The organism is Ruegeria sp. YKSF57 (assembly GCF_059612585.1).
On record NZ_JBXWQW010000012.1, the window covers coordinates 76166 to 100303 of the forward strand.

Annotated in this window: 26 protein-coding genes and 1 tRNA gene; 10 read left to right on the forward strand and 17 right to left on the reverse strand. The window is 60.1% G+C overall.

The features are described from left to right. Positions 1-65: 65 nt before the first annotated feature. Complete coding sequence (gene dapA, locus AC2FLX_RS07315) at positions 66-938, reverse strand: 4-hydroxy-tetrahydrodipicolinate synthase (protein WP_496810189.1); 873 nt, start codon at positions 936-938, stop codon at positions 66-68. A gap of 135 nt (positions 939-1073) precedes the next feature. On the opposite strand from dapA, the gene AC2FLX_RS07320 reads away from it, so the two are divergent. Then, complete coding sequence (locus AC2FLX_RS07320) at positions 1074-3047, forward strand: lytic transglycosylase domain-containing protein (protein WP_496810190.1); 1974 nt, start codon at positions 1074-1076, stop codon at positions 3045-3047. Here AC2FLX_RS07320 and AC2FLX_RS07325 read toward each other — a convergent pair. Together AC2FLX_RS07325 and mnmC2 are read right to left on the reverse strand one after the other, a co-directional pair. After that, a complete protein-coding gene (locus AC2FLX_RS07325; RefSeq protein ID WP_480748785.1) occupies positions 3021-3851 on the reverse strand; it encodes a DMT family transporter in 831 nt (276 codons plus the stop codon). The genes AC2FLX_RS07320 and AC2FLX_RS07325 overlap by 27 nt on opposite strands. A 35-nt stretch (positions 3852-3886) precedes the next feature. Continuing rightward, a complete protein-coding gene (mnmC2, locus tag AC2FLX_RS07330) occupies positions 3887-4552 on the reverse strand; it encodes a tRNA (5-methylaminomethyl-2-thiouridine)(34)-methyltransferase MnmC2 (protein WP_480748606.1) in 666 nt (221 codons plus the stop codon). Positions 4553-4607: 55 nt separating this feature from the next. Here mnmC2 and AC2FLX_RS07335 point away from each other — a divergent pair, with 55 nt between their 5' ends. Then, a complete protein-coding gene (locus AC2FLX_RS07335) occupies positions 4608-5642 on the forward strand; it encodes an NAD(P)/FAD-dependent oxidoreductase (RefSeq protein ID WP_480748605.1) in 1035 nt (344 codons plus the stop codon). Continuing rightward, positions 5639-6118, forward strand: coding sequence for a GNAT family N-acetyltransferase (locus tag AC2FLX_RS07340; RefSeq protein ID WP_496810191.1), 480 nt, complete (start codon positions 5639-5641; stop codon positions 6116-6118). Before AC2FLX_RS07335 ends, AC2FLX_RS07340 begins: the two co-directional genes overlap by 4 nt. Before the next feature lie 4 nt (positions 6119-6122). On the opposite strand, the gene AC2FLX_RS07345 is transcribed toward AC2FLX_RS07340, so the two are convergent. The 5 genes from AC2FLX_RS07345 to AC2FLX_RS07365 all read right to left on the reverse strand — a co-directional run bounded on the left by AC2FLX_RS07345 (position 6123) and on the right by AC2FLX_RS07365 (position 9811). After that, positions 6123-6926, reverse strand: coding sequence for an HTD2 family dehydratase (locus AC2FLX_RS07345; protein ID WP_496810192.1), 804 nt, complete (start codon positions 6924-6926; stop codon positions 6123-6125). Positions 6927-6962: 36 nt separating this feature from the next. Beyond that, positions 6963-7505, reverse strand: a complete 543-nt coding sequence (locus tag AC2FLX_RS07350; RefSeq protein WP_496746632.1) for an NADPH-dependent FMN reductase — start codon at positions 7503-7505, stop codon at positions 6963-6965. 141 nt (positions 7506-7646) lie between these two features. Further along, the gene (locus tag AC2FLX_RS07355; RefSeq protein WP_496810193.1) at positions 7647-8318 is read right to left on the reverse strand and encodes a YiaD family glycine zipper/OmpA-like lipoprotein; all 672 of its coding nucleotides are present in this window, start codon (positions 8316-8318) and stop codon (positions 7647-7649) included. A gap of 199 nt (positions 8319-8517) precedes the next feature. Then, the gene (locus AC2FLX_RS07360; RefSeq protein WP_480748600.1) at positions 8518-8775 is read right to left on the reverse strand and encodes a hypothetical protein; all 258 of its coding nucleotides are present in this window, start codon (positions 8773-8775) and stop codon (positions 8518-8520) included. A 184-nt stretch (positions 8776-8959) separates the two neighbouring features. Then, entirely contained in the window at positions 8960-9811 is an 852-nt protein-coding gene (locus tag AC2FLX_RS07365; RefSeq protein WP_496807372.1) for a bifunctional helix-turn-helix domain-containing protein/methylated-DNA--[protein]-cysteine S-methyltransferase, read from the reverse strand. A gap of 169 nt (positions 9812-9980) precedes the next feature. On the opposite strand from AC2FLX_RS07365, the gene nth reads away from it, so the two are divergent. From nth to AC2FLX_RS07380, 3 genes are all read left to right on the forward strand, one after another. Continuing rightward, the gene (nth, locus tag AC2FLX_RS07370) at positions 9981-10625 is read left to right on the forward strand and encodes an endonuclease III (RefSeq protein ID WP_480748598.1); all 645 of its coding nucleotides are present in this window, start codon (positions 9981-9983) and stop codon (positions 10623-10625) included. Next, positions 10622-11608 carry an adenosine kinase gene (locus AC2FLX_RS07375; protein ID WP_496810194.1) on the forward strand — a complete coding sequence of 329 codons (987 nt, stop codon included), beginning with the start codon at positions 10622-10624 and terminating at the stop codon, positions 11606-11608. The genes nth and AC2FLX_RS07375 overlap by 4 nt, the downstream gene beginning before the upstream one ends. A 62-nt stretch (positions 11609-11670) precedes the next feature. After that, on the forward strand, positions 11671-12288 hold the full coding sequence (locus AC2FLX_RS07380) for a HEAT repeat domain-containing protein (protein WP_496810195.1): 618 nt from the start codon (positions 11671-11673) through the stop codon (positions 12286-12288). Between the two features lie 147 nt (positions 12289-12435). On the opposite strand, the gene AC2FLX_RS07385 is transcribed toward AC2FLX_RS07380, so the two are convergent. The 3 genes from AC2FLX_RS07385 to AC2FLX_RS07395 form a co-directional block, all read right to left on the reverse strand. After that, a complete protein-coding gene (locus AC2FLX_RS07385; protein WP_496810196.1) occupies positions 12436-12702 on the reverse strand; it encodes a DUF4399 domain-containing protein in 267 nt (88 codons plus the stop codon). A 153-nt stretch (positions 12703-12855) separates the two neighbouring features. Beyond that, complete coding sequence (locus AC2FLX_RS07390) at positions 12856-13662, reverse strand: isocitrate lyase/PEP mutase family protein (protein WP_496810197.1); 807 nt, start codon at positions 13660-13662, stop codon at positions 12856-12858. A gap of 80 nt (positions 13663-13742) precedes the next feature. Further along, positions 13743-15926 (reverse strand): transglycosylase domain-containing protein, encoded by a 2184-nt coding sequence (locus tag AC2FLX_RS07395; RefSeq protein WP_480748594.1) that lies wholly within the window; start codon positions 15924-15926, stop codon positions 13743-13745. A gap of 255 nt (positions 15927-16181) precedes the next feature. Here AC2FLX_RS07395 and AC2FLX_RS07400 point away from each other — a divergent pair, with 255 nt between their 5' ends. The 3 genes from AC2FLX_RS07400 (at position 16182) to AC2FLX_RS07410 (ending at position 18334) form a co-directional block, all read left to right on the forward strand. Continuing rightward, on the forward strand, positions 16182-16520 hold the full coding sequence (locus tag AC2FLX_RS07400; RefSeq protein ID WP_480748593.1) for a P-II family nitrogen regulator: 339 nt from the start codon (positions 16182-16184) through the stop codon (positions 16518-16520). A 29-nt stretch (positions 16521-16549) separates the two neighbouring features. Beyond that, positions 16550-17860, forward strand: a complete 1311-nt coding sequence (amt, locus tag AC2FLX_RS07405) for an ammonium transporter (RefSeq protein ID WP_496748630.1) — start codon at positions 16550-16552, stop codon at positions 17858-17860. 105 nt (positions 17861-17965) lie between these two features. Next, positions 17966-18334: a hypothetical protein gene (locus AC2FLX_RS07410; protein ID WP_480748591.1), complete on the forward strand. Its 369-nt coding sequence runs from the start codon at positions 17966-17968 to the stop codon at positions 18332-18334. Positions 18335-18357: 23 nt separating this feature from the next. On the opposite strand, the gene AC2FLX_RS07415 is transcribed toward AC2FLX_RS07410, so the two are convergent. The 4 genes from AC2FLX_RS07415 to AC2FLX_RS07430 all read right to left on the reverse strand — a co-directional run bounded on the left by AC2FLX_RS07415 (position 18358) and on the right by AC2FLX_RS07430 (position 21712). Further along, positions 18358-19542: an amino acid aminotransferase gene (locus AC2FLX_RS07415; RefSeq protein WP_480748590.1), complete on the reverse strand. Its 1185-nt coding sequence runs from the start codon at positions 19540-19542 to the stop codon at positions 18358-18360. Beyond that, positions 19542-20396 (reverse strand): 3-mercaptopyruvate sulfurtransferase, encoded by an 855-nt coding sequence (gene sseA, locus AC2FLX_RS07420; RefSeq protein WP_480748589.1) that lies wholly within the window; start codon positions 20394-20396, stop codon positions 19542-19544. The genes AC2FLX_RS07415 and sseA overlap by 1 nt, the downstream gene beginning before the upstream one ends. 122 nt (positions 20397-20518) lie before the next feature. Beyond that, positions 20519-20716 (reverse strand): hypothetical protein, encoded by a 198-nt coding sequence (locus AC2FLX_RS07425; RefSeq protein WP_496810198.1) that lies wholly within the window; start codon positions 20714-20716, stop codon positions 20519-20521. Positions 20717-20782: 66 nt separating this feature from the next. Then, a complete protein-coding gene (locus tag AC2FLX_RS07430) occupies positions 20783-21712 on the reverse strand; it encodes a LysR family transcriptional regulator (RefSeq protein WP_496810199.1) in 930 nt (309 codons plus the stop codon). On the opposite strand from AC2FLX_RS07430, the gene AC2FLX_RS07435 reads away from it, so the two are divergent. Then, the gene (locus AC2FLX_RS07435) at positions 21659-22432 is read left to right on the forward strand and encodes an FMN-dependent NADH-azoreductase (protein WP_480748586.1); all 774 of its coding nucleotides are present in this window, start codon (positions 21659-21661) and stop codon (positions 22430-22432) included. The two genes, AC2FLX_RS07430 and AC2FLX_RS07435, sit on opposite strands and share 54 nt — an antisense overlap. 305 nt (positions 22433-22737) lie before the next feature. Here AC2FLX_RS07435 and AC2FLX_RS07440 read toward each other — a convergent pair. Then, positions 22738-22813, reverse strand: a tRNA-Val gene (locus tag AC2FLX_RS07440). A 72-nt stretch (positions 22814-22885) separates the two neighbouring features. Beyond that, complete coding sequence (locus tag AC2FLX_RS07445) at positions 22886-24136, reverse strand: aminotransferase class V-fold PLP-dependent enzyme (protein WP_496875399.1); 1251 nt, start codon at positions 24134-24136, stop codon at positions 22886-22888. Between the last annotated feature and the right edge of the window lie 2 nt (positions 24137-24138).

Consider the following 24138-nt stretch of genomic DNA (forward strand, 5'->3'; position numbering starts at 1 on the left):
CCCCCGGGGTATTTCGGACCAGAAAGAAGCGAGAAGGCGACGCCGAAAAAGCGCCGTTTGTCCTTTTACAGAATGCCAGCGTGGGCCATGGCTGCGTCTATGGCGGTCTTGGTGCTGTCTTCGAGGCCGGTTAAGGGCGAGCGAACCTCTTCGCTGCACAGGCCCACTTTGCTGAGCGCATATTTCGCACCGACCAGGCCGGGCTCAATGAAAATTGCCTCGTGCAGCGGCATCAGGCAATCCTGATATTCCAGCGCCGTGGCGTAGTCACCCGCAAGCGTGGCCTGCTGGAACTCGGCACAAAGCTTCGGTGCCACGTTCGCGGTGACCGAGATGCAACCGACCCCGCCATGTGCATTGAAACCAAGTGCGGTGGCGTCCTCACCCGAAAGCTGGCAGAACTCCGGTCCGCAGGTGGCACGTTGTTGGCTGACGCGTGCAAGATCGCCAGTGGCGTCTTTGACACCGACGATGCGCGGCAGTTTGGCAAGTTCGCCCATGGTGGCAGGCGTCATGTCGATGACAGAGCGGCCCGGGATGTTGTAGATGATGATCGGAATATCTGCGCAGTCATGCAGAGTGTTGAAATGTGCCAGCAGTCCACGTTGGGTGGGCTTGTTGTAGTAAGGCGTCACCACGAGCGCCGCATCTGCCCCGACCTTTTCGGCAAATTGCACAAAACGGATGGCCTCGACGGTGTTGTTCGATCCCGCTCCGGCGATCACCGGAACCCGGCCCGCAGCCGCCTTGACCACTTCGGATATCACGGTTTCATGTTCTTCATGCGTCAGCGTGGGGCTTTCTCCAGTCGTTCCAACTGGCACCAGCCCCGTCGAGCCCTGTTCGATCTGCCATTCCACTAGATGTTTGAGCGCGTCCAGGTCCAACTCGCCGTTGTGGAACGGGGTGACGAGCGCGGGCATAGAGCCTTTGAACATGAAGTGTGCTCCCAAAGTGTCAGCGTAAGCGGGCGAACCGCAGGAAATGCGCGCCGAACAGATTGTGAGTTGATCCTGCCGCCGCACGGTTTATCGTGAATGGCTGTATCCTTGGTTTGGCGGGAATTGCAAGGGATGACACGCATTCTGAGAACGATCGCAGGGGTGATTCTGTGCTGCATGGCCCTGTCGGGACCTGCACGCGCGGAAACTGTCGACGATCTGCGGCTGGCTCTTGCCGAAATGCGGAATGACAACTGGAACGAGGCGTTGCAGGCGGCAGGACAGCGCGGTTCGGTCGCGCGCGATATCATCGTGTGGCACTGGCTACGCCAGGGATATGGCGAATCGGGTGACGCCCTTGTGTTTCTGGACCGCCGCCCGGATTGGCCCGGCCTTGATTGGCTGCGGCGGCAAAGTGAGCCCTCGTTTACGAATGCCGATCCGGATCGTGTACTGAAATTCTATGACAATATCCCGCCGCAGACAGCGGAAGGCGCCTTGAATCACGCGGTTGCACTGATGTCCAAAGGCATGCGCGGCGATGCCGAGGCGGATATCGTCATGGCATGGCGTACGATGCCGATGGGGCCGGGGCTGCAACGAAATTACCTTGAAAATTTCTCGACCTTGCTGAAACCGCATCACGAGGCGCGTCTGGACCGCATGCTGTGGGATGGCCACCTGATCAGCGCAAAGCAGATGCTGCCCTTGGTCAGCGAGGATCAACGCAAGTTGGCACGGGCACGGATCGATCTTCGCAATATGGCGCCAGGGGTGGACGCCCGGATCGCCGAAGTACCAAAAGCCTTGGCGAATTCTCCGGGTCTGGCGTATGAGCGGTTTTTCTGGCGCGACCGGAAGGAACTTGATGACAGCGCCATCGAATTGATGCTGCAACGATCAAACAGCCCGGAGACGCTGGGTGAGCCTGGGAAATGGGCCGAAGGACGCGCCCGCCTGGCCCGGTTGAAGATGCGGAACGGTGAAGACAAAATCGCCTATGACATCGCGTCCCGCCACCACATGACCCCCGGCATAGGGTATGATTACGCGGAACTTGAATGGCTGGCCGGCTTCCTTGCCCTGCGCAAGCTGAACGATCCCGGCACCGCTGTTCGCCATTTCCAGAACTTCTCGCAAGCAGTGGAGTCGCCGATCTCAGTCGGCCGCGCCGGGTATTGGCTGGGCCGGGCCTATGCCGAGAATGGGGATGCTGATAAAGCCTATGAAGCCTATGCCACGGGGGCCGCGCATCAGACCTCTTTCTACGGGCTTCTTGCTGCCGAACGGATAGGTCGCGCTTTTGACCCAGATTTGGCATTGCCGCGGCGCGCGCCGCATTGGAAACAGGCGAAATTTGCCGAATCCAGTGTTCTGGAGGCGGGGCTTTTGTTGTTGCAGGCCGACGAACGTGATCTGGCAGAGCGGTTTCTCACCCATTTGGTGGAAAGCCTGGATGAAACGCAAGCCGCGCAGCTTGGGGACATGGCACTGGAAATGGACGAGCCCCACGTCGCCGTGATGATCGCCAAACGGGCTGCACAGACTGGCATTGTGTTACCTGCAGCCTACTATCCGCTGCACCCCATCGCCGATCTTGGTCTTCCGATGGCTAAGGAAATGACGCTCGCGATCGCTCGTCGCGAAAGCGAGTTCGACCCGGTTGTGATCAGCGGTGCCGGTGCCCGCGGATTGATGCAGGTGATGCCTGCCACGGCAAAAATCGTTGCACAGGATCTGGGTATTCTCAGCGGGCACAAGACGAACCGGCTGACCTCGGACTGGAGGTACAACGCCAAACTTGGCGCGAACTATCTGGCCGGCCTTGCCGCCGATCTTGGCGGCAACGTGGTCATGATGGCAGCTGGTTACAACGCCGGGCCAAGGCGACCGATCTCGTGGATGGAACGGTTCGGCGATCCAAGGGCCGGAGAGATCGACGTGATTGACTGGATCGAGCACATCCCGTTTTCCGAAACACGGAACTATGTCATGCGGGTCACGGAAAGCCTGCCAGTCTATCGTGCTCGGCTGGGCAAACCAGCGTTGCCAATTCCATTCTCGCAGGAGCTTGTCGGTTCAACGCTGCTGTCGTTCGCGCCATAAGGTGAACAAACCGGCGGCAACGATCAGCCCCGCGCCTATGATCACAGCCGTGCGCAGAGTTTCTCCGAAAATGGTAATGCCCAAAATGGCGGCCCACACCAGGTGGAAATAGGCGAAGGGCTGAACTGCGCTTGCCTCGGCCATTTCATAGCATTTGATCAGCAGCCAGTGCCCCGTAACCCCGGTCACGCACAACAGCGCCATCCACATCCAGTCACGGCTGATCATCGGTTCCCAGAACCACATGCCAACCGCTGTCATCGCCACGGCGCCGGCAATTCCGGTCCAGAAGAAACTGGTTGCTGTGCCGTCCTGACGGGCAACATAGCGTGTCAAAAGGCCATACAGGGCGAACATTAAGGCTGAAATCAAAGGGACGATCGCCCAAGGGTTGAATACGCCCATGCCTGGTTGGAGAATGATCAAAACTCCCACACAGCCGACGCCGATGGCCGCCCAGCGCCGCCAACCGACGCTTTCACCCAGTACCGGTCCGCTGAGTGCGGCGACCAGCAAAGGATAACAAATGAAAACTGCCTGACTTTCAATGAGACCCAGAACCGTGAAGCCAAAGACGGCCACGCAAATTTCGCCCGCCAGCAGCAACCCCCGAGTTATTTGCAAGCCAATCTGATTGGTTCGCGCTGCCGCCAGAATCCCACCGGACGTCCGTGCCGCCAGGACAATTACAAACGCGGCAAAGAACCAATACCGGATCATGACGACCATGTAGGTGTTGTAGGTTCCCGCCAGATGGCGCGAAATGCCGTCTTGCAGCGCAAATACGATTGTCGCGCCAATCATCAGGGCAATTCCTGCCGGAATGTTGTTCTTTTGCGTCACGCTTTGATAGCCCGCGTCATGTGTCTTTTGCGGCCATAGCCGGGGATTCGTGTGACGGTAAACCCCGCCTCCTCCAGCCCCCGGCGGACAAAGCCCGCTGCGGTATAAGTAGCAGCCGTGCCACCGGTTGCTGTGTGGTTTGCGACATCGGCCAATAAATCCGCCTCCCACAATTCAGGGTTCTTGGCAGGGGAAAACCCGTCCAGAAACCATGCCTCGGCCTCGCCTGCCCAACCTCTTACGGTTTGCCGCGCATCGCCTTCGATCACTTCAAGCTGCAAGGTGCCAAGATCGCATGCGCCGCCTCGCCAATGGGCAAGAAACCGGCTGCTCCACTGGTCAAGTTCAGGAAAGGCTTGCAGCGCCTTTTCCATATCCGCCAAATCCATGGGAAACGCCTCGAAGCTGGTAAACTGAAGCCGGCCGGCCTGCCCCGCTTTTTCCCATTCCGACCAGACTGTCAGCATGTTCAGACCGGTGCCGAAGCCCAGTTCGGCAATCCGGAAGCCAGGTGTAAACCGCGCAGGCAGATCGTTGCCCGCCAGAAAGACATGCCGGGTTTCCTCCAGCCCGTTCTGCAGCGAGAAGTAGGGATCGTCGAACCGTTGGGACACGGGCACCGCGTCCCCTGTCCATGTCAATTTGGCGCGCTGGTCTGCCATCGTGATATCCTGTAGCAAGGCGGCGCGACACTGAACAAGGAACGGGGAATTGGCAATGGTCGATGTGACGGTTCGCGGCGCCGGTGTTTTCGGCCTCTCCATCGCGTGGACCTGCGCCCGACGCGGGGCAAAGGTGCAGGTGGTCGACCCTTTCGGTCCCGGCGCGGGATCAAGTGGCGGCCTTGTTGGCGCACTGGCGCCACATGTCCCCGAGAACTGGAACGCCAAGAAAGCCTTTCAATTCGAAAGCCTGATCATGGCTGAACCCTATTGGAAACAGGTTGAGTCGACGGGCGGCGTATCTGCCGGCTACGGTCGCCTTGGACGGCTTCAGCCGATTGCCGACGTTCGGTCTCTGGAGCTTGCCAGACAGCGTGAGATCTCCGCACGCGAGCTGTGGCAAGGACAGGCCGAGTGGCGGGTCGTGCCGGTGGCCAAGCTCGGATCATGGTGCCCACCCAGCGTCACTGGCCATGTCATTCACGATACGCTGAGCGCTCGGATGCACCCCAGGCGAGCGGGTGCGGCACTGGTGGCCGCACTTTCCGTGATGGGTGTCGAAGTCGTGGCTGATGCCCCTGATTCGGGTCGGGTGGTGCATGCAACTGGCGTTGCGGGGCTGGAAGAGTTAAACCGGGCCTATGGCAAGACTGTCGGCAACGGCGTCAAGGGGCAATCCGCGCTGCTCCGCTTCCATGCCGGTGAGGTGTCACAGATATTCGCGGATGCGATCCACATCGTGCCACATGCCGATGGAACACTGGCGATCGGCTCGACGTCGGAACGCGACTATGACGATCCGACCAGCACCGACAGCGCGCTGGACGACGTGATCGAACGCGCCATGCGGGCGGTGCCTGTCCTGCATGGGGCCGAGGTGATCGACCGCTGGGCCGGGGTCCGCCCTCGCAGCAAAAGTCGCGCGCCGATGTTGGGGCAACACCCGCTGCACAAGGGCCAGTTCATTGCCAATGGCGGGTTCAAGATCGGCTTTGGCATGGCCCCGAAAGTGGCCGAGGTGATGGCCGATCTGATCCTCGAGGATCAAAACAACATTCCCGATGACTTCCGACCCGAGGCGTCCTTGTGAGCGGAACTGACCAGAATCCGCGGCGAGTTGGACCGGATGACCCATCTATCCCGCAAATCCTGTCGCTGATCAGCGAATGCTTTGCTTTCATGGAAGGCCAGATCGATCCGCCATCCTCGGTGCACCGCCTGACCCAAGCGAGTATACGCCAGCAAGCCACCGAGGGTGAAATCTGGACCATCGGAAGACCCCCACATGCGGTCGTATTTCTGACGCCCAAGTCCGATCGGCTTTACCTCGGCAAACTGGCAGTGTCCGAAAACAAACGCGGTGCCGGACTGGCCCGGCAGTTGGTGACCCTGGCCGTGAGACGCGCGGTGGTGCACGGCCTGCCGACACTGGAACTGCAGACCCGGGTCGAACTGGTCGAAAACCACATCGCGTTCACGCGTCTCGGCTTTGTCAAAACCGGAGAGACCGCCCATCCCGGCTATTACAGCCCCACGTCGATCACCATGTGCAAGGTCGTTGGCTGACTGATCAGGTCTCGGCCGTCGCGCGCATACATTCGCGGCCATCCGGGCCGCGCACCCAAAGGTCGTCCCCGCTCCGGCACAGCTCTGCGCGCTCGAAATGCATCAGCGGCGAGGAGGCGCGAAAGGAAAAACCGGTCAGGGGGCCAATCACTTCTTCGGCCAACAACATAAGGTGCTGCGCCAGCAAGGGACCGTGCACCACCAGTCCCACATACCCTTCGACGTCGCGGGCATAGTCCAAATCGTAATGTATCCGGTGCCCATTGAAGGTCAGCGCAGAATACCTGAATAGCAGCGTGGAATCGAACCCGACCTCGCGCCTGTCGGTCTCGTCCCTGCGGGCCTCGGGCGGGTGTGGGCGCGGTGCATCCGGGTTCGGATCTTCGCGATAGACCAGATCCTGCCACTCGGTCAGGCGCAGGTTGTCCTGCTGCCAGATTTCATGCCTGAGCGTCACGAAAGCCAAGGGACCAGTACGACCTGTCTTCGAGGTCGCGCTTTCCAGTACCGACCGCCGTTCCGCCGGGAGACCTGCACGAAGCGGGCTTGAAAACCGCAAGCGCCCGCCGACCCACATCCTGCGCGGCAAGCCCATATCAGGGATCAGCCCGCCGCCAACTTTTGGATGCCCGTCACGGCCCAGGTATTCAGGCGGGCGCGGTGTCCAGAAATAAAGCTGGTGAAAGAACGGGGGCAAAGGCGATCCTGCACCGATCACAGGAACTCGCCCCAGTGCCACCTCGAACGCGGCAGCGCGGGCCGGGTCCATTACATCCCGTTGGATTTCCTGCGAAACATCCTGATCCATGCCGCCGACACTAACAGCCCCGCCGCTCCGGGCAAGTCAATGGCCAGCTTCGACCCGCAGTTTCTGCATCAGTATCTGCAAAGTCCTTGTATAGTGTTCGCTGGAGAGGCGTCCTGCTTCGTCGAACTCGGCGGAACTGTTCGCAAGATGCACCTCAGGACCTTGCAGCATTCGGGTCTGAAACGGCACCATGAAGGCGCGCAGGATCATCTGGGCGCGTTCGCCTCCGGCCCGACCAGCCGCCGCCGACATCACCGCAACCGGCTTGTCGGCCCAGGGCTTGCCGTCAGTCCGGCTGACCCAGTCCAAGGCGTTCTTGAGAGCACCAGAGGGGCCTTTGTTATACTCTGGCGTCGAGATCACCACCGCATCGGCCTGCACGATCTGATCGGCCAGCTTTTGGACCGCATCGGGAATGCCGTCCGCCTTTTCGTCATCACCGTTGTAGAGCGGCAGGTTCAGATCCGCCTCGACGAATGTACACGGCCCGAACAGCCTTGCTGCCTCGCGCATGAGCTTGCGGTTCGTCGCCTCTTTCCGCAACGAGCCAGAGAGGCCAAGCAGGGTAGGTCTTGACATGATCGAAAGCCCTTTCGTTGGTTTTGCATTACCTAGCCACTGACGGCGATCAACCAAACCCCACCTGACGCGCAGTCAATGTGCGCAAGCAAGAAGGGCCGCCATTGGCAGCCCCCCATTTCAGATACTTTTTTCCGGACTTCACCCAGCGCGCGTCGGCACGATCACGATCTCAACGCGGCGGTTCTGCGCCTTGCCTTGCGGAGTGAGGTTCGACGCAATCGGGTTGTTTTCGCCCTGCCCTATGGTGGTGATCCGGTTATAGCTCACACCGCCGGCCTGCAGGATATCGGCAACGGAATTCGCCCGGCGCACGGAAAGTCCCTGGTTATAGGCCGCATCGCCATCGCTGTCGGTATGGCCGATGACCTGCACGTTCGACTTGGGGTAACGCACAAGGTTCTGCGCGACTTTCTGCAAGTCCGACCGCAAGGCCGGCCGCACGGTGGCGCTGTCGGTGTCAAAGGTGATGTCGTTGGGAACCGAGACGATCAGGCGGTCACCCGCATTCGTGATCGTGATCCCGTCATTTGCAAGCTGCTGACGCAGTTCGGCGGCTTGCCTGTCCAACTCGTTGCCGACCGCCCCACCGGCAGCGGCACCGATGGCAGCACCGGCCAATGCACCAAGGCCCGGATCGGAGTCGTTGGCAATCGCCCCGATCCCGGCGCCCAACAGGCCACCAATCAGAGCGCCCTGTTTTGTGTTCTGGTTCGGATCAGTCTGCGTGCTGCGGGTAAGCGGATCGGTACATGCGCTCAGGACCACCGCAGAACTCAGCGCGGTCGCAAGGACAAATCTGGAAATCGTCATGGAATCACCTTCTGCTCAAGACCCCAACTTCGGGATTGCGTTGTTTGCCGCAGTATATCACGGCCTGCAATCGCAAGCTCAAGCAACAATCGGGCGAGATCGGCGGTTCCTCGCCCAACCAATGGAAACTGCACGTTCACCCCCACAGCTCAACGAACGTGGGTGTTTTTTGTCTAGTAACCGTACCTATCCGAAGAAGTCAGGCTATGTCGTTCAATCCGTCGATAAACTCACAGGTCGCGTGCAGGTTGCCCTGTTCGATCACATTGGCCAGACCAACGCGCTCTTCTGGCCCGACACCGTCACCGCTGGGGTCCGATGCGTGCGCCCCCTGGTCAAAACCATCCTCGATGGCGTCACTCGTCAACTCGCCCCAGCTGCATCCCGGATGGGCCTCGGTGGCGAATTCGAATGGATCAAAATCCACGTTGTTCGGCAAATCTGGCTTGTTTGGCATGTGTATTTCTCCTCGTTGACCCTTTGGGGTTACCTCAACAAGAAAAGTAACATCCACATTCATCTTTTTCGCAACTCTTTAATAATATTGAGAGTCTTTTCGGCAATATTCCTCCGATCACCGAATTTTCGGTATCAGTCGCGGATTTTATAATCTTGGAAAACGCGATTGACGTTGGACATGTTCATGCGTCAGCGCGCGCGCCTTCATAGGCCAGCATTGCCCGTTTCACCGGCAGCCCCCAATGATATCCGCCCAATCCGCCGGATTTTCGCAAGGCCCGGTGACATGGGATCAACCAACTGATCGGGTTTCGTCCCACGGCGGTACCAACTGCACGGACGGCTTGTGGCACGCCAATGGAACCGGCGATTTCGGAATAGGTGGAGACATGCCCGGTCGGAATTTGCAGCAAAGCTTCCCAAACCTTGATCTGCAAAGGCGCACCGATCAGATAGAGCGGTGTCGGTTCCGCCCCTTCGCGTTCTGCGCCAAAGGCGCTTTGTACCCATGCTCGCAAGCGCGTGGGTTCCTCGACGAATTCGGCCTTTGGCCAGCGAGAAACCAGATCGTCCATCGCCGCCTCTTCACCCGTCTCGGCCGCAAAGCCTATACCGCAGATTCCCTTGCTTGTTCCCATCACCAATGCGGGGCCAAAGGGGCTTTCGAACCACCCCCAATAGATGCAGAGCCCCTCGCCTTTTCGCGCGTACTCGCCGGGGCTCATGGACTCCCACCGGAGGAAAAGATCATGTAACCGCCCGCTGCCCGAAAGGCCCACATTGTGCGCGGTTTCCAGGGTGGTGAACCGTTCGTGCAGCAAAGCCTTGGCGTGACCAAGTGTCAGGTACTGCTGATATCGCTTTGGCGATACCCCGGTCCAGCGCGAGAACAGGCGCTGGAAATGCGCGGGGCTCATGTTCATCTGACTTGCAAGTTCGTCAAGTGAAAGGGTTTCTCCGCCCTGATCAATCAGATCGATTGCCCGCCGCATGACGTTGTAGTGATAGCCGGTTTCGGTGGTCTGGACATTCATCGCGCACCTCATTTCTTTTTCTTAACCTATCCCGCATTCCCATAGGCAGCGACCCGAATCGTGCGAAATGTACCTGTTCCCAGAGGGTAGTTGTCCGAATTGTACAAACCGCTGAACCGGTGCCTCTTTGCACTTGTGCGACCGAAGCGCGGACGGCATACCGGGCGGGATGGCAAAGCAACTCGATTATCACACGATCCACGAGATCTTTACCCGCTTCCATGCAGCCGACCCCGAACCCAAGGGCGAGCTGGAGCATGTGAACGCCTATACTCTTGTCGTCGCCGTGGCGCTGAGTGCGCAGGCCACCGATGCAGGTGTCAACAAGGCCACCCGCGCGCTGTTCCGGATCGCGGACACACCGCAAAAGATGCTGGATCTGGGCGAAGAGGGTCTGACCGAGCATATCAAGACCATCGGCCTGTTCCGCCAGAAAGCCAAGAACGTGATCAAGCTCAGCCGTATTCTGGTCGAGGAGTATGGCGGCGAGGTGCCCAATTCGCGTGCGGCGCTGCAATCGCTGCCGGGTGTGGGGCGCAAGACCGCCAATGTGGTGCTGAACATGTGGTGGCACTATCCGGCGCAGGCGGTCGATACCCACATCTTCCGGGTCGGCAACCGCAGCGGCATCTGCCCCGGCAAGGATGTGGATGCGGTCGAGCGCGCCATCGAGGACAACATCCCCGTCGACTTTCAGCAACACGCACATCACTGGCTGATCCTGCATGGCCGCTATCACTGCAAGGCGCGCAAGCCGATGTGCGGCACCTGCATCATCCGCGACCTGTGCCAATTCGAGGACAAGACCCTATGAAGACCTACGATATCGTCGGTATCGGCAATGCAGTTGTCGATGTCATCTCGCAATCCGATGACGTCTTTCTCGACCTGATGGGGATCGAGAAGGGCATCATGCAACTGATCGAGCAGGACCGGGGCGAGGTGCTGTATGCGGCGATGGAAAACCGGGTGCAGACGCCCGGCGGATCGGTGGCAAACACCATCGCCGGCGCCGGCGCGCTGGGGCTTGACGCGGCCTTCATCGGGCGCGTGCGCGACGATGCGCTGGGTCATTTCTATGCCGACGCCATGAATGAGGACGGCGTCGATTTCGTCAATCCGCCGGCGGCGGGCGATCTGGCGACCTCGCGGTCGATGATCTTTGTTTCACCCGACGGCGAGCGGTCGATGAACACCTATCTGGGCATCTCGACCACGTTAAGCTCGACCGATGTTCCGGAGCAGGTGACGGGCAACGCCAAGCTGATGTTCCTTGAAGGTTACCTGTTTGACCACGATGCCGGAAAATCGGCCTTTCGCGAGGCGGCGCGGGCCACCCGCGCGGCGGGCGGCAAGGCGGGAATTGCGATTTCCGATCCGTTCTGCGTCGACCGACACCGCGCCGATTTCCTGTCGCTGATCCAGCACGACCTGGATTTCGTGATCGGCAACGAGGCCGAAATCCAGTCGCTGTTCGAAAGCGACCATCTGGACGACGCGCTGATGCTGACCTCGGGCATCTGTCCCCTGGTGGTGTGCACCCGGTCGGGCGACGGTGTGACGGTAATGGACGGCACCCAGCGCATCGATGTGCCGGTCAATAAGGTTGTCCCGGTAGACGCAACCGGCGCCGGTGACCAGTTTGCTGCGGGTTTCCTGTACGGCATGGCCACGGGGCGCGATTTCGAGACCTGCGCCAGGATCGGCAATGTCTGTGCCCGCGAGGTCATCAGCCATATCGGGCCGAGACCGGAGGCGAATATGGTCGAGCTGTTGAAGGAAGAAGGCCTGCTTTGAGCCCTTGGCAGACATTGGGCTGGGACATATCATCTCTGAGTTCTATTGATTTGAGGCCTGTTATGTCGACACTTGCAGAAGACTTGGAATTGTTAAAGCATACCCGTTCACCTAAGCGCAGATCGGCCGCTAAAAGACTACGCAAACGTGGCGACCCGGCAGCCGGTCCTGACTTACTGGAGGCGCTCCGCAAAGAAGTTGAAGACCCAAGAACGTGGGAAACGCAGTATCAGCTTGTCATGGCGTTAGGTGAATGTCGGCATATTGATGCGCTGGAGTTTTTGACTGAATTCGCTGCTCGTCCCCTTGATGCGACTATGATCTATGTTGGTGTCGGGGACGCTATTGTTCGTTTGAAATCAGAGTCATCGAAGGACGGTGCACCGATTATGGATATCTTGAAATCTGGGAATGACATGCTGATTGATGGTGCATTCAGAGGCATGGCAATGCTCAAAATGGTCCCTGTTGATGATGACATTGATCGGATTTTGAATTTCGTTAGTCGCCGAGCTCAAGATGATCCGATTCGTATTTGGCCTCTCGCCGCTGCTCCCGGTTGGACTGGCGACAATGTTTCAAAATTCGTCGAAGAATGCATCCATTCGTCCGATCCGCAGATCGTGAGGGCTGCAAAACTTGCAGCAGGTAAAAAGTACTCGAATTGGAGCCCACTATAGGATCTTGAGGGAACATTCCATATAGCAGCAAGGTCCCGCACACCGGAACCTCACTCATCCATGTGCCGGAGAGGTCAGGGCAAAGCCCGGATGCGTTGTTTGGAACCGGGCATTCCCTGCGTCAAGGAAAGCTGGCGATTCTACCGGTTATTCGACCGTGATGGTGATGACCTCGGACATGATCGGGGTGGCGTGGGGGACGTGAGAGTGGTCGCCTGGCACCAGTTGCAGGGTGTGGTCCCCCGGTGGCAGGTCGATGGTCACCTGGGTCTGGCCGCCGCCGAAATGGCGGTGGTGATCATCAACCGGAAGGCCATAGGTCAGTTCCTCGGCCCCAACCTGCGCAGTCGCAAAATGGAGACTCGGACAACCGAAACCCGGATCGCTGTCAAAGCTTTCAACCGCATGACCCATCTCGGTCGCGCGACCTGTGAACGTGTCGCATAACGAACAGGGGAAAGGCGCAAATGCGGCCCAACCACTATTCGTGCAACACGGTCCATTCCAATCCGAAAAGCCCGAGACCCGGCGCGCCTGATGGTATGCGGAGTTTTCTCTGGATGCAGCTCAGCCGTTCAGCAGTGCATCGACCTCGGCCGTGTTCGCAGCGCCGTTGAGGATGGTGAAGTCGCCCTGCTCCAGCATGGCGCGGGCGCCGTCGAGGAGCACCTGCTGCGTGACCCGCGCCAATCCACCGCCGATGGAGATGCGGGCCGCGCCCAACGCGCCCATCTGGTCGAGCGTCAGATCACGCATCGTGCCCGCGGCCAACAGGTTAACCGGCGTTCCGGTGGCGGCCAGAGCGCGGGTGGTGTCGGCACCGACCAGCGGTGCATAGATCACATCGGCGCCCGCGCGGGCGAAGGCCTGACAGCGGCGCAGGGCCTCGGCCTGATCATAGCTTTTGCAAAGCCAGCCATCGGCACGGGCGGTCAGCACGATGCCAACCTCTCGTGCTACCGCAACTGCCGCCTCGATCCGGGCCAACGCCAGGTCGAACGGATAAGAGCCGGACCCCGGCAGCGCGGTATCCTCGATCGAGACACCGGCCAGCCCAGCCTCGGCGGCCAGCCGCACGGTTTCGGCCACGGTTTCCGGAGTATCGCCGAATCCATTCTCGAAATCGCCATTCACCGGCACGTCGACGGCTGCACAGACGGCGGCGGCGTGTTGCAGGGCCATGTCGCGTGTCATCTGCCCGCCATCGGTCAGGCCCAGTGTGAACCCATACCCCGAAGATGTCGTGGCCAGAGCTTGCGCCCCCAGCCGCGCCATCACCTTGGCAGAACCCAGATCCCAGGGGTTCGGCATCACCAATGGCTGGCCCGGCACATGCAGGGCACGAAAGCGTTCCGTCAACTCGTTGCGACGCATGACTTGGCCCTCCTCTGGGTCGTTTCGGCCAGACGAGCTTGCCTTTGGCCGCACTGTCAATCAAGCGCGGTTTGCGCCGCTCAGTTTCTGCCGAACAGATCCTTGAAGAAATTGTCAACCGCGTTTCCGATCGTGTTGTTCCGCCGCTTCTGCTGCTTGGGCTGTTCGGTGCGGGTGGGTTGCTTGGGGACCATCATCGGCAGCGGGGACGGTGTCATGCCTTCGGTCACGCGCACCATGGTTTCGTGCCAGATCTCGGCAGGCAGGCCGCCGCCAGTGGTGCCGGACAGGGGCGTGTTGTCGTCATAGCCCATCCAGACGCCGGTCACGTAATCCGCGGTGAAGCCGATGAACCAGGCATCGCGGGCGGCCTGTGTTGTGCCCGTCTTGCCCGCCACCTGCCAGCCGGGCAGCGCCGCCCGTTTGCCCGATCCTTCGGAAACGACCTTTTCCATCATCCAGATCAACTGGCGCGCGGCATCCTCGCGGATGACCCGCTCGCCGATACCCGAGGTGGTGGCCATCATCGGTTGGTCGTCGCCAATAAGCTTGAGTTCGGTCAGCCCGTAAGGTTCGACCGAGGAACCACCGTTCAAGATGCCCGCATAGGCCCCCACCATTTCGATCAGGGTGCTTTCCGACGCGCCCAAAGCCAGCGCAGGGCCAGCGGCCAGATCGCTTTCGATGCCGAACTCGCTGGCGACGCGCCGGACGTTGTCAAGCCCGGCGACCTCGGCCACCTTGACGGCGGGGACGTTCAGCGAGTCCTTGAGCGCAGCGGCCAGCGTCACCCGCCCGTAATGCTTGTTGGTGTAGTTCTTGGGGCACCATTGGCCCGAACCGGGAATGTCAATGCAATAGGGTTCATCCATCACGGTATCGAGCGGTGAATAGCCCAGTTCCAGAGCCGTGGCGTAAACGAAGGGCTTGAAGGACGATCCGGTCTGGCGCAGCGCCTGCGTGGCGCGGTTGAAGGCGCCCGAGACCTTGGTCTTGCGTCCGCCGACCATCGCCCGAACAGCACCGTCCGAGGACATGACCACAATCGCCGCCTGTGCCTTGGACCCTTCCTTGATCTTTTCCTGGAAGACGAATTTGAGCGCCTCTTCGGCCGAGGTCTGAATGCGCTGGTCCAGCGTGGTCTTGATCACCACATCCTCGGTCGTGTTGCGGGTGAAATATTCGGGACCGCTGGCCATGACCCAATCGGCGAAATACCCGCCTGCACGCGCTTCGGCGGCATCGGAAAGTTCCGCCGGGTTGTCCCGCGCCCAGTCCGCCTCGGTACCGGAGAGATAGCCCTGATCCTCCATCAGGCTGATGACCAGCCGGGCGCGGTTCTGGGACCGTTCCAGATCGTTGGTCGGCGCATAGCGGGTCGGCGCGACCAGAAGTCCGGCCAGCATCGCCGCTTCGGCGGGGCTGACCTCGGCGGCGGATATGCCGAAATAGCGCTGGCTTGCCGCCTCGAACCCGCGCGCACCCGCACCAAGGAAGGCCCGGTTGAGGTAGATGGTCAGGATTTCATCCTTGGTATACTTGACCTCCATTGCCATGGCATAGATGGCTTCTTTCATTTTTCGCCACAGCGACCCCTGGCGGCAGTCGGCCTCATAGGCGGCCTCCGACTCCCACTCGGCGGGAACATACGGAACGCCAAGACACAACAGCTTGGCCGTTTGTTGGGTGATCGTCGAACCGCCATGCCCCGACAGCGGACCTCGCCCTTCGCTGAGGTTGATGCGCACCGCACTTGCCACGCCACGCGGGCTGACGCCGATGTGGCGGTAGAACCGCTTGTCCTCGGTAGCGACAACCGCGTTCTTGAGGTGCGGCGAAACCGTATTGGCGGTGACAACCCCGCCGAACTGATCGCCGCGCCAGGCATAAACATTGCCGTCACGATCCAGCATGGTGACCGACCCGCGCGCACGGCCGTCAAGCACGGTGTCGGCCTCGGGCAACGTCGTGTAGACAAGACCAACCGCGAGGGCGACAAGCAGGGCCACGATGGCTCCGACACGCCAGGTAATCCCCCAGATCAGGCGGAACATCCAACGGAACAGCCGCTGGAACAGCCCGATGATGCCGCCGCGCGTTTTCCTGGGCGTCCGGCGCGTGGTCTTGCGCGACGCCTTTCGGGCCGCGGCCTTTTTCGGCGCCGCCTTCTTTGCAGTCGATTTCGACGGCGCCTTTTTCTTACCCCCGGACGGGTATCGCTTGTCGGCCACCAATGTCGGCCTGCGGCGCTTGGAGTCAGTCATGCTCAAATCTGCCCGATCTTTGCTTTTGCCGGACAATACCCTGCCCAGCCGCCCATGTAGAGGTGCGAATTTCCTTAAATTTCCTTCATCTTTGCGCCGCTTTTTTCATCACAAGTGTCGTTTTGTGCAAAAATTGTGCGATATCTCGCGGTTTTGGTTCCGCCACACGCCCCAATTCCGTTCCCCGCCGACGATTCAGCAGTTTTTCTGCAGGTGCGAAATGCCGGGTGGGCCGGCGCTATCAAGGGGAAAGACGTGAAACTGATCATTGCGACAATCAAGCCATTCAAGCTGGAAGAGGTGCGCGAAGCCCTCACCGGCGTGGGTGTGCGCGGCATGATGGTGACCGAGATCAAAGGCTTTGGCTCACAATCCGGACACACCGAAATCTATCGGGGCGCGGAATACGCCGTGAACTTCGTGCCCAAGATCAAGCTGGAAATCGTGGTGCCGGCAGAAATGGTTGAACAGATCGTAACCACGATCTCGTCCACCGCCAAGACCGGCAAGATCGGTGACGGAAAGATTTTCGTACTGGACGTCGAACAGGCGATGCGCGTGCGCACCGGCGAAATCGACGCGGACGCGCTGTAAGCGCGGCAACCCCCTTTGAGGACTTCAAAATGAACGTGATCAAGACTTTAATCCCGGCAGTTGCCGTCGCCGCATTGCCACAAACGGGACTGGCGCAAGAGGCCGCCTCGGGCGAGGCCGCCGCGCAAACGCAATTCATCCTGAATTCACTGCTGTTTCTGGTCGGCGGGTTTCTGGTGTTCTGGATGGCCGCGGGTTTCGCCATGCTCGAAGCCGGGCTGGTACGGTCAAAGAACGTGACCATGCAGCTGACCAAGAACATCGCGCTGTTTTCGCTGGCGGCGATCATGTTCTGGCTGGTCGGCTATAACATCATGTATCCGGGCGACGGCAACTGGATCATCGAGGGCGTGTTTGGCACGATCGCCCCCAAGGACATCAAGACCGACATCGACGCGGGCGGGTATTCCAACGCCTCGGATTTCTTCTTTCAGCTGATGTTCTGCGCCACCACCGCCTCGATCGTGTCCGGAACGATGGCCGAGCGGGTCAAGCTGTGGCCATTCCTGCTGTTTGTCGTGGTGCTCACTGGTATCATCTATCCGATCGAGGCCTCGTGGCAGTGGGGCGGCGGCTGGCTGAGCCAAATGGGTTTTTCCGATTTCGCCGGCTCGACGCTGGTTCACGCGGCGGGCGGGTTCGCCGCCTTGGCAGGCGCGCTGGTGCTGGGGCCGCGCATCGGCAAGTACAACAAGGATGGCAAGGTGGTGCCGATGCCCGGCTCGAACCTGGCGCTGGCGACGTTGGGCACCTTCATCCTGTGGCTGGGCTGGTTCGGTTTCAACGGCGGTTCGCAATTGGCGATGGGTACGCTTGAGGACGCCGACGCGGTGGCGCAGATCTTTGCCAACACCAACATGGCCGCTGCTGCCGGTGCGGTTGCAACGCTGATCCTGACGCAGGTTATGTTCGGCAAGGTCGACCTGACGATGACCCTGAACGGCGCGCTGGCCGGGCTGGTGTCGATCACCGCCGAGCCACTGGCGCCCACGCTGTTCCAGTCGCTGATCATCGGCGGCGTCGGCGGTGTGATTGTGGTCTTTGCCGTTCCGATGCTGGACCGGGCCAGGATAGACGACGTGGTGGGCGCAATTCCGGTTCACCTGATTGCAGGCTTCTGGGGCACTTTCATTGTGGCCTGGACCAATGGCGATGCGTCCTTTGCCAAACAGATCATCGGCTTTGGTGCCATCGGCCTGTTTGTCTTTGTCGTCAGCTATGCGTTGTTCACGATCCTGAAGATGACCGTAGGCCTGCGTGTGGGTGAAGAAGAAGAGATCAACGGACTCGACATGGCGGAACTGGGGATGGAGGCCTATCCGGAGTTTTCCAAGGGTTGACCTGATAGGCTTTTGCACAAACGCCCCGGACCCAACCGGGGCGTTTTGCGTTGCGGGCTTTGATCGCCTAGGCTTGGTGTCAACGCGGATGAACCGGAGGGCCTGATGGCGACAGCACCGGACACACTGGTCGGCACCAGTCTCGAATGGACTGGCGTTCATCATTCGGGCACCGGCGATTTTGCCGATCTGTCCACGCATACGGTCAGTTATGAGACAGAGACGACCTGTTATGTGACGGCGGCCGGCAAGCTGGTTGGCGAGGCGCGATATACCTACAGGCGGCTCGATGACCGGATGGGGATCTGCATTTATCGCCCGGCGGAATATCAGGGCCGGACGGATGTCATCCTGAACGCAATGTTCGATTTTGGCGAGATGAAGGACCGCGCGGTCCTGACGGCAGGAGGCGAACCGTTCGCGGTTGCCGATGGCGGCATGCGGTTTGTAAAGACACCACCGCGCCCCGATTGACCGAGGCGCGGCGACTGACCGGGTCAGACCCCGACGTCAACGATGGCTTTTGCCAGAATTGGCACGGTCGTCGCGTTCAGCCCGGCAATGTTCAGACGGCTGTCACCGACCATGTAGATGCCATGCTCGACCCGCATCTTCTCGACCAGTTCGGGCGCGGCGCCGAGGCGCGAGAACATGCCACGGTGCTGGGCGATGAAACCGAAGCGGTCAGAGCCGGTCAGGCGTTGCAATTCATCAGCCAGTTGCCGACGCAGGTCCAGCATCGACAGGCGCACCTCTTCCAGTTCGGCCGCCCAGTCGGCGCGCAATGCGTCGTCCTGCAGGATTGTGGATACCACCCGCGCGCCATGATCCGGCGGGAAGGAATAGTTCTGGCGGTTCAGGAAGGCCAGCGTGCCCTGATTGAGCGCGGTCTGACCGGCATCGGCGCTGATCGCCATCAACAGGCCGGTACGCTCGCGATAGACGCCGAAATTCTTGGAGCACGACGCCGCGATCAGGCATTCCTTGACCGAAGATGCCACAAGACGCGTTGCCTTGCCGTCTTCCTCCAAACCGTCGCCAAATCCCTGATAGGCGATGTCGATCATGGCGATGAGGCCACGCTCGTTGATGAGGTTCACCACCTCTTGCCACTGCACAAGGTTCAGGTTGGCGCCGGTCGGGTTGTGGCAGCAACCGTGCAGCAGAACCACATCACCCGCACTGGCGGTTTTCAGGTCGTCCATCATGCCGTCGAAATCGACGCCCCGGGTATCGTTGTCGAAATAGCGGTACTGGACCGTTTCGATGCCCAGATAGTTCAGGATCGACAGGTGGTTCGGCCAAGTGGGGTTCGACACGAACACGCGTGCCGAAGGGTTGGCCATGCGGACCATCTCGAACGCCTGACGGCAGGCCCCGGTTCCGCCTGGTGTCGCCACCGCCGCCACGTTGGCACGCGGCACCGCGCCGCCCAAAACCAGTCCGATCATTGCATCCGAAAACGCCGGGTCGCCCGCAAGCCCGGTATAGGCCTTGGTTTCCTGCTGTTCCCAGATACGCTGTTCGGCTGCTTTGACCGCACGCATGACGGGGGTGACACCATCGGCATTCTTGTAGACGCCCACGCCCAGATCAATTTTGTCATCGCGCGGGTCGTCACGATACATCTGCATCAGCATGAGGATCTTGTCGGCGGGCTGCGCCTTGAGATTTTCGAACATCAGTTCTCTCCGGTTGCGACGGGCAGGGTCGGGAAGGCACCCCATTCAGCCCAGGAGCCGTCATAAAGCGAGTGATCTTTCTTGCCCATGCGCTCGAGCGCGAGGCTGAGAATGGCGGCGGTAACACCTGAGCCGCAGGTGGTGATCGCCGGTTTCGACAGGTCCACCCCGGCGGCTTCGAACACCGCGCGGCAGTCATCGGGCGATTTCATCGTGGCATCCTTGTTCAGCAAGTTGCCGAACGGCACATTGCGCGAGCCGGGAATGTGGCCCGACCGCAACCCTTCGCGCGGCTCGGCCTCGGATCCGGAAAAGCGGCCTGCCGAGCGGGCGTCGATGATTTCGTGATCGCGCAGCTTGGCGGCGGCCGAGACCTGTGTCACATCGCGCACCAGATGGTTCTGCACCCGGACGGTCATGTGCCGGTCACGGATGACGGGGGGCAGATCCTCGATCTCGTGGCCCTCGGCCTGCCACTTGGGCAAGCCGCCATCAAGCACGGCGATGTTGTCCTGCCCCATCAGCCGGAACAACCACCAGACCCGCGCCGCCGACATCAGGCCGGCACCATCATAAACCACCACCTGATGGCCGTCGCCCACGCCCATCGCCCGCAGGCGCGACATGAATTTCTCGACCGGCGGCACCATGTGCGGCAGATCAGAGCGGTGATCGGCGATATCGTCGATATCGAAGAACCGCGCGCCGGGAATGTGGGCGGCGTCATATTCCGCCTTGGCGTCGCGCCCCTGCTGCGGCAGGTACCAGGACCCGTCGAGTATCCGCAAATCCGGGTCTTTCAAATGTGCGGCCAGCCAGCCGGTGGAGACAAGAGTTTTCGGATCGTCCTGCATCTAAGCCCCTCCTATGCGCGCAGGAATTTTCCTATACGGGCGGGCGCAAGGGTTCAAGGCAGGATAACGATGGTGGCGCAACCGTCGCCCGAATCTGCGCGGTTTTCGGGTCTCGGGACCGCTCAAGGCACTGTCGGCGATTCCGGTTTCGCCGCCAGTACCGCGATCTGTTTCCAAGTGGCCGACGACAGCCGTTTGGGCAGGCCGCGAATTATGGCGTAGCCGCTCCGTTCGGTCAGCGCATCTTCGACCACGGAAACCGAAATGGTGTCATTCGAAACATCAAACCCAACCAGAACCACAGATTTGCCCTGCGTCATTCACCTCCCAAACAGGGAGGCTGTAAAACGCCCTCCATACAGAGGCCAACTTGAGGGGCACGTTGGTCAAACGGTGCCCAGTAATCTATGCGCCTGGTCTCCGTCTGTACCTTCCAGAGTGACGCGGTGACGAGAGAGGAATGCATAGATCTGATCGAGCACCGCGCGAATACGAACTGCGTTTCTTACATCCGGGTGAACCAGTACCCACAAGTCGGTTTCCAACTCCTTGATCCTGGGGCTGACCTGTACCAGATCCTCGACTTTGTCACCCATGAAGCATGCTACAATTCCGGGTCCTCCCCCTAACCGGATGTAGTGGAGAACCGATTGGATTGAATTGACCCTCAGGTGCACCGTTTTGTCGAAGTTGTGGCGGCGCATCCAGTTTTCCTGCGGCAAGTGGGACAGGCTGTTGTCTATGCCAATCCAGTCCAGACCATCAAAACGCTTCGTTGTGCCTTGCGCCACTGCGAGATCCCGGTGCAGGTACACTGCAAACCCGATTTTTCCCATTTTGCGGCCTACGAGCGTTTCTGGTGGAGCGTTTGTGGGGCGAATGGCAATGTCAGCATCCCGGCTGCCCAGATCATACATCTGGTTTGAAACCGTAATCTCTAGATCAATGAGTGGAAAAGCCCTGCGCAACTGCAGGAACATCGGCGCCAGAAAGCTAAAGTGCAGCGTATCGGTGGTTGTTATGCGGACTGTGCCTTCGAGGTGCGGCTCTTGCCCATATATCTGCCGGTCGATTGCCGCAACCCGACTGGCGATATCGTCTGCGAGACGGATCAAAGCGTTCCCGTGTTCGGTCGGTACATAGCCGCTTGGTGTCTTTTCCAGCAAGTCGACAGCCCATAGCTGTTTCATGCGCTGGATACGACGCAAGACCGTCGGGTGGCTCAAACCAAGAGACCGGGCTGCTCCTGACAGGCTGCCTGTTTGAGCGACCGCTCTGAGGAATCTCAAATCGTCCCAATTCATCTGTTCAAACATGTACACCTCCTGGCCAAATTTTTCGAATACTGCCCCATTTCTGAACAATTTACAGTTCTTCCAGAATACACCTGCGAAGCGAAGGACTTATTCATGACAAAGATTCTGTACGTCGAAGCCTCTCCCCGCAAACAGCGGTCTCACTCGATTGCGGTTGCCAAGGCATTCATCGAAAAGTGGCATACCCAGAATCCTGGGGGTGAAATTGACACTTTGGACCTGTGGCACGGAAATCTGCCCGAATTCGGGGCTGATGCGATTTCTGCCAAGCATCACAGTCAGACTGACGGCAAGATGAGCAATTCTGAGGCCGCAGCATGGAAGGCTGTCACAGAACTGGCCGCTCGTGTTCAGACAGCTGATATCATTGTCTTTAGTTCACCGATGTGGAATTTCATGGTTCCTTATCGGCTGAAGCAGTTCATGGACGTGATTACCCAACCTGGTATCGCCTTTGAAGTGACTGAAGATGGCCAGTTTCTTGGACTGCTTACCGGAAAGAAAGCCATCGTCCTGCGTGCTTGTGGGGGCGATTATGCAATCGGCACCCCTGCCGCCGCTTTTGATTTCTTTCGTCCGTATTTTGATGGCTGGCTCGGCTTTGTCGGCATCACGGATGTCGAGTGGCTGGACGTCGCGCCAACAGAGGGCAGCCCGGCAACTGCGGCAGCTGCACGAAATGAAGCCATTCACAGAGCTGGGCAGTTGGTACAGGCGTGAGTTCGGCGCAATCGCTGACAGGACCTGCCCCGCTTGAAGCCGCTTTCTGTCAGGCGAGGAAAGGTGCGCCAGCCAGAGGCGGCGCGCCTGCCTCAAGGATCAGGTAATACCGCCCAAGCAGGGGTACTTCGGCTCCGGATCACGATCCAGGCTGAATTTTGATCCTTCGCGTCCCAAACTCGATTGCCTGAAACCGCCGAAGGGGCCACATCGGTTGAGATCAGGTTGGTATTGGCTCGGATCATTCCGGTTGATAAGTCCAGAGGCTCTAGGCGCATAGGTCCTTGATACATTGTGGGTTGGGATGGTGGGTGATGAGAGACTCGAACTCCCGACATCTTCGGTGTAAACGAAGCGCTCTACCAACTGAGCTAATCACCCGTGATGGGGGATGTAGCCAAGAGGGACGGCGCGCGCAAGAGGGGTTGGAGAAATTCTTGCGCGATCCCGGCCCTAGTCCCGGATGTTCTTGAGTACCGCCAGCAACTGCGCCACCTCGTGTTCGGTGTTGTAATGGCACAGCGAGATGCGGATGCAGTCGCTGAGGCCCAGCGGGGTCAGCACGTTGCCGCTGTAATGGTCGGCCTTGCGGATATGGGTGCGAATCCCTTGTTCGTTCAGCCGCGTGACCACGTCGGCCGAGGGCACATCCTCGACCACGATCGAAACCAGCCCCTCGCGCGCCGGGTTGTCCGCCCCTGCCAGGATGTGGATGTGATCCATGTCGCGCAGGCCGGGAAGATTTCCGGTGCCGTTGATCATCGCATTGGTCAGGTGGGTTTCATAGGCGTGGATGGCGCGACCCGCCGCCTCGATCCGGGCGCGGCGATCGGTCTGGTCGGACACCTCGCCGCCCAGCCAGTCGAAATAGGCCACCACGTCGGACATGGTGGCGTATGACCCGGTATCGCGAGTGCCGAATTCCCACCCCGTTGCGGGCGCGTCGATCAGCATGTCATGGGGCAGCGCCGTCAGCCGGTCCGATATCCACGCCACGCCGTAGCCATGGCGCGAGAACATCTTGTAGGGCGAGATCGCGTAGCCGTCGACGCCATAGCTGTCGATATCAAGCTGGCCGTGGGCCGCGTGCTGGATGCCGTCGACGACGATCAGGCAATCGGGCGCGACATCGCGGATCGCGGAGGCTATGGCAGCGACGTCCATGCCCATGCCGGTCACGGGCGAGGCATGCACGATGGTGGCGACCGAGACATCGGGTGTCAGGTGTGCGAGGTACTGATCCGCCGTGACCATGCCGGTGTCATCGTCATGCTGCACGTTCACATAGTCCAGCCCGGCAATATCCGCCCAGCGCCGCGCGGCACTGCGGCTGGCGGGGTGTTCGATGGAGCTGCCAATAACCTTGCTGCCTTTGGGCGCATTCACGCAGGCGGTGCGGATCATGCGAAACAGCAGCTCGGTACCGCTTTCGCCGACAAAGAACTGCCCGGACGAGGCATTCATCAGGGTCGCCATGTCCGACTTGGCCCGATTGATGATGTCGACCAGCGCGTGGCTGGCCACGTTGTCCCGGCCCTGATTGTCGGGGATGGCCGCGAATTTCGCCGTGGTTTCAACCACCGAGTTCAGCGTCAGCGCGCCGCCCGCGTTCTCGAAAAAGATGCGCGGCCCTTGGAACGGGCAGGCATCCACATGCGCAAATCGCGCGCGAACGGCTTCGATCAGACCCGGTTTTTCGTGCAGCA

Bases quoted from the DNA above. Each gene is read 5' to 3' on its own strand.
- AC2FLX_RS07415 (WP_480748590.1), bottom strand. From the start codon at position 19,542: ATGTTCGAAAATCTCAAGGCGCAGCCCGCCGACAAGATCCTCATGCTG.
- AC2FLX_RS07380 (WP_496810195.1), top strand. From the start codon at position 11,671: ATGTCGACACTTGCAGAAGACTTGGAATTGTTAAAGCATACCCGTTCA.
- AC2FLX_RS07335 (WP_480748605.1), top strand. From the start codon at position 4,608: ATGGTCGATGTGACGGTTCGCGGCGCCGGTGTTTTCGGCCTCTCCATC.
- AC2FLX_RS07320 (WP_496810190.1), top strand. From the start codon at position 1,074: ATGACACGCATTCTGAGAACGATCGCAGGGGTGATTCTGTGCTGCATG.
- mnmC2 (WP_480748606.1), bottom strand. From the start codon at position 4,552: ATGGCAGACCAGCGCGCCAAATTGACATGGACAGGGGACGCGGTGCCC.
- AC2FLX_RS07410 (WP_480748591.1), top strand. From the start codon at position 17,966: ATGGCGACAGCACCGGACACACTGGTCGGCACCAGTCTCGAATGGACT.
- AC2FLX_RS07360 (WP_480748600.1), bottom strand. From the start codon at position 8,775: ATGCCAAACAAGCCAGATTTGCCGAACAACGTGGATTTTGATCCATTC.
- AC2FLX_RS07395 (WP_480748594.1), bottom strand. From the start codon at position 15,926: ATGACTGACTCCAAGCGCCGCAGGCCGACATTGGTGGCCGACAAGCGA.
- AC2FLX_RS07430 (WP_496810199.1), bottom strand. From the start codon at position 21,712: ATGTTTGAACAGATGAATTGGGACGATTTGAGATTCCTCAGAGCGGTC.
- AC2FLX_RS07385 (WP_496810196.1), bottom strand. From the start codon at position 12,702: ATGGGTCATGCGGTTGAAAGCTTTGACAGCGATCCGGGTTTCGGTTGT.
- AC2FLX_RS07390 (WP_496810197.1), bottom strand. From the start codon at position 13,662: ATGCGTCGCAACGAGTTGACGGAACGCTTTCGTGCCCTGCATGTGCCG.
- nth (WP_480748598.1), top strand. From the start codon at position 9,981: ATGGCAAAGCAACTCGATTATCACACGATCCACGAGATCTTTACCCGC.
- AC2FLX_RS07355 (WP_496810193.1), bottom strand. From the start codon at position 8,318: ATGACGATTTCCAGATTTGTCCTTGCGACCGCGCTGAGTTCTGCGGTG.
- sseA (WP_480748589.1), bottom strand. From the start codon at position 20,396: ATGCAGGACGATCCGAAAACTCTTGTCTCCACCGGCTGGCTGGCCGCA.
- AC2FLX_RS07365 (WP_496807372.1), bottom strand. From the start codon at position 9,811: ATGAATGTCCAGACCACCGAAACCGGCTATCACTACAACGTCATGCGG.
- AC2FLX_RS07350 (WP_496746632.1), bottom strand. From the start codon at position 7,505: ATGTCAAGACCTACCCTGCTTGGCCTCTCTGGCTCGTTGCGGAAAGAG.
- dapA (WP_496810189.1), bottom strand. From the start codon at position 938: ATGTTCAAAGGCTCTATGCCCGCGCTCGTCACCCCGTTCCACAACGGC.
- AC2FLX_RS07345 (WP_496810192.1), bottom strand. From the start codon at position 6,926: ATGGATCAGGATGTTTCGCAGGAAATCCAACGGGATGTAATGGACCCG.
- AC2FLX_RS07425 (WP_496810198.1), bottom strand. From the start codon at position 20,716: ATGACGCAGGGCAAATCTGTGGTTCTGGTTGGGTTTGATGTTTCGAAT.
- AC2FLX_RS07325 (WP_480748785.1), bottom strand. From the start codon at position 3,851: ATGATTGGCGCGACAATCGTATTTGCGCTGCAAGACGGCATTTCGCGC.
- AC2FLX_RS07375 (WP_496810194.1), top strand. From the start codon at position 10,622: ATGAAGACCTACGATATCGTCGGTATCGGCAATGCAGTTGTCGATGTC.
- amt (WP_496748630.1), top strand. From the start codon at position 16,550: ATGAACGTGATCAAGACTTTAATCCCGGCAGTTGCCGTCGCCGCATTG.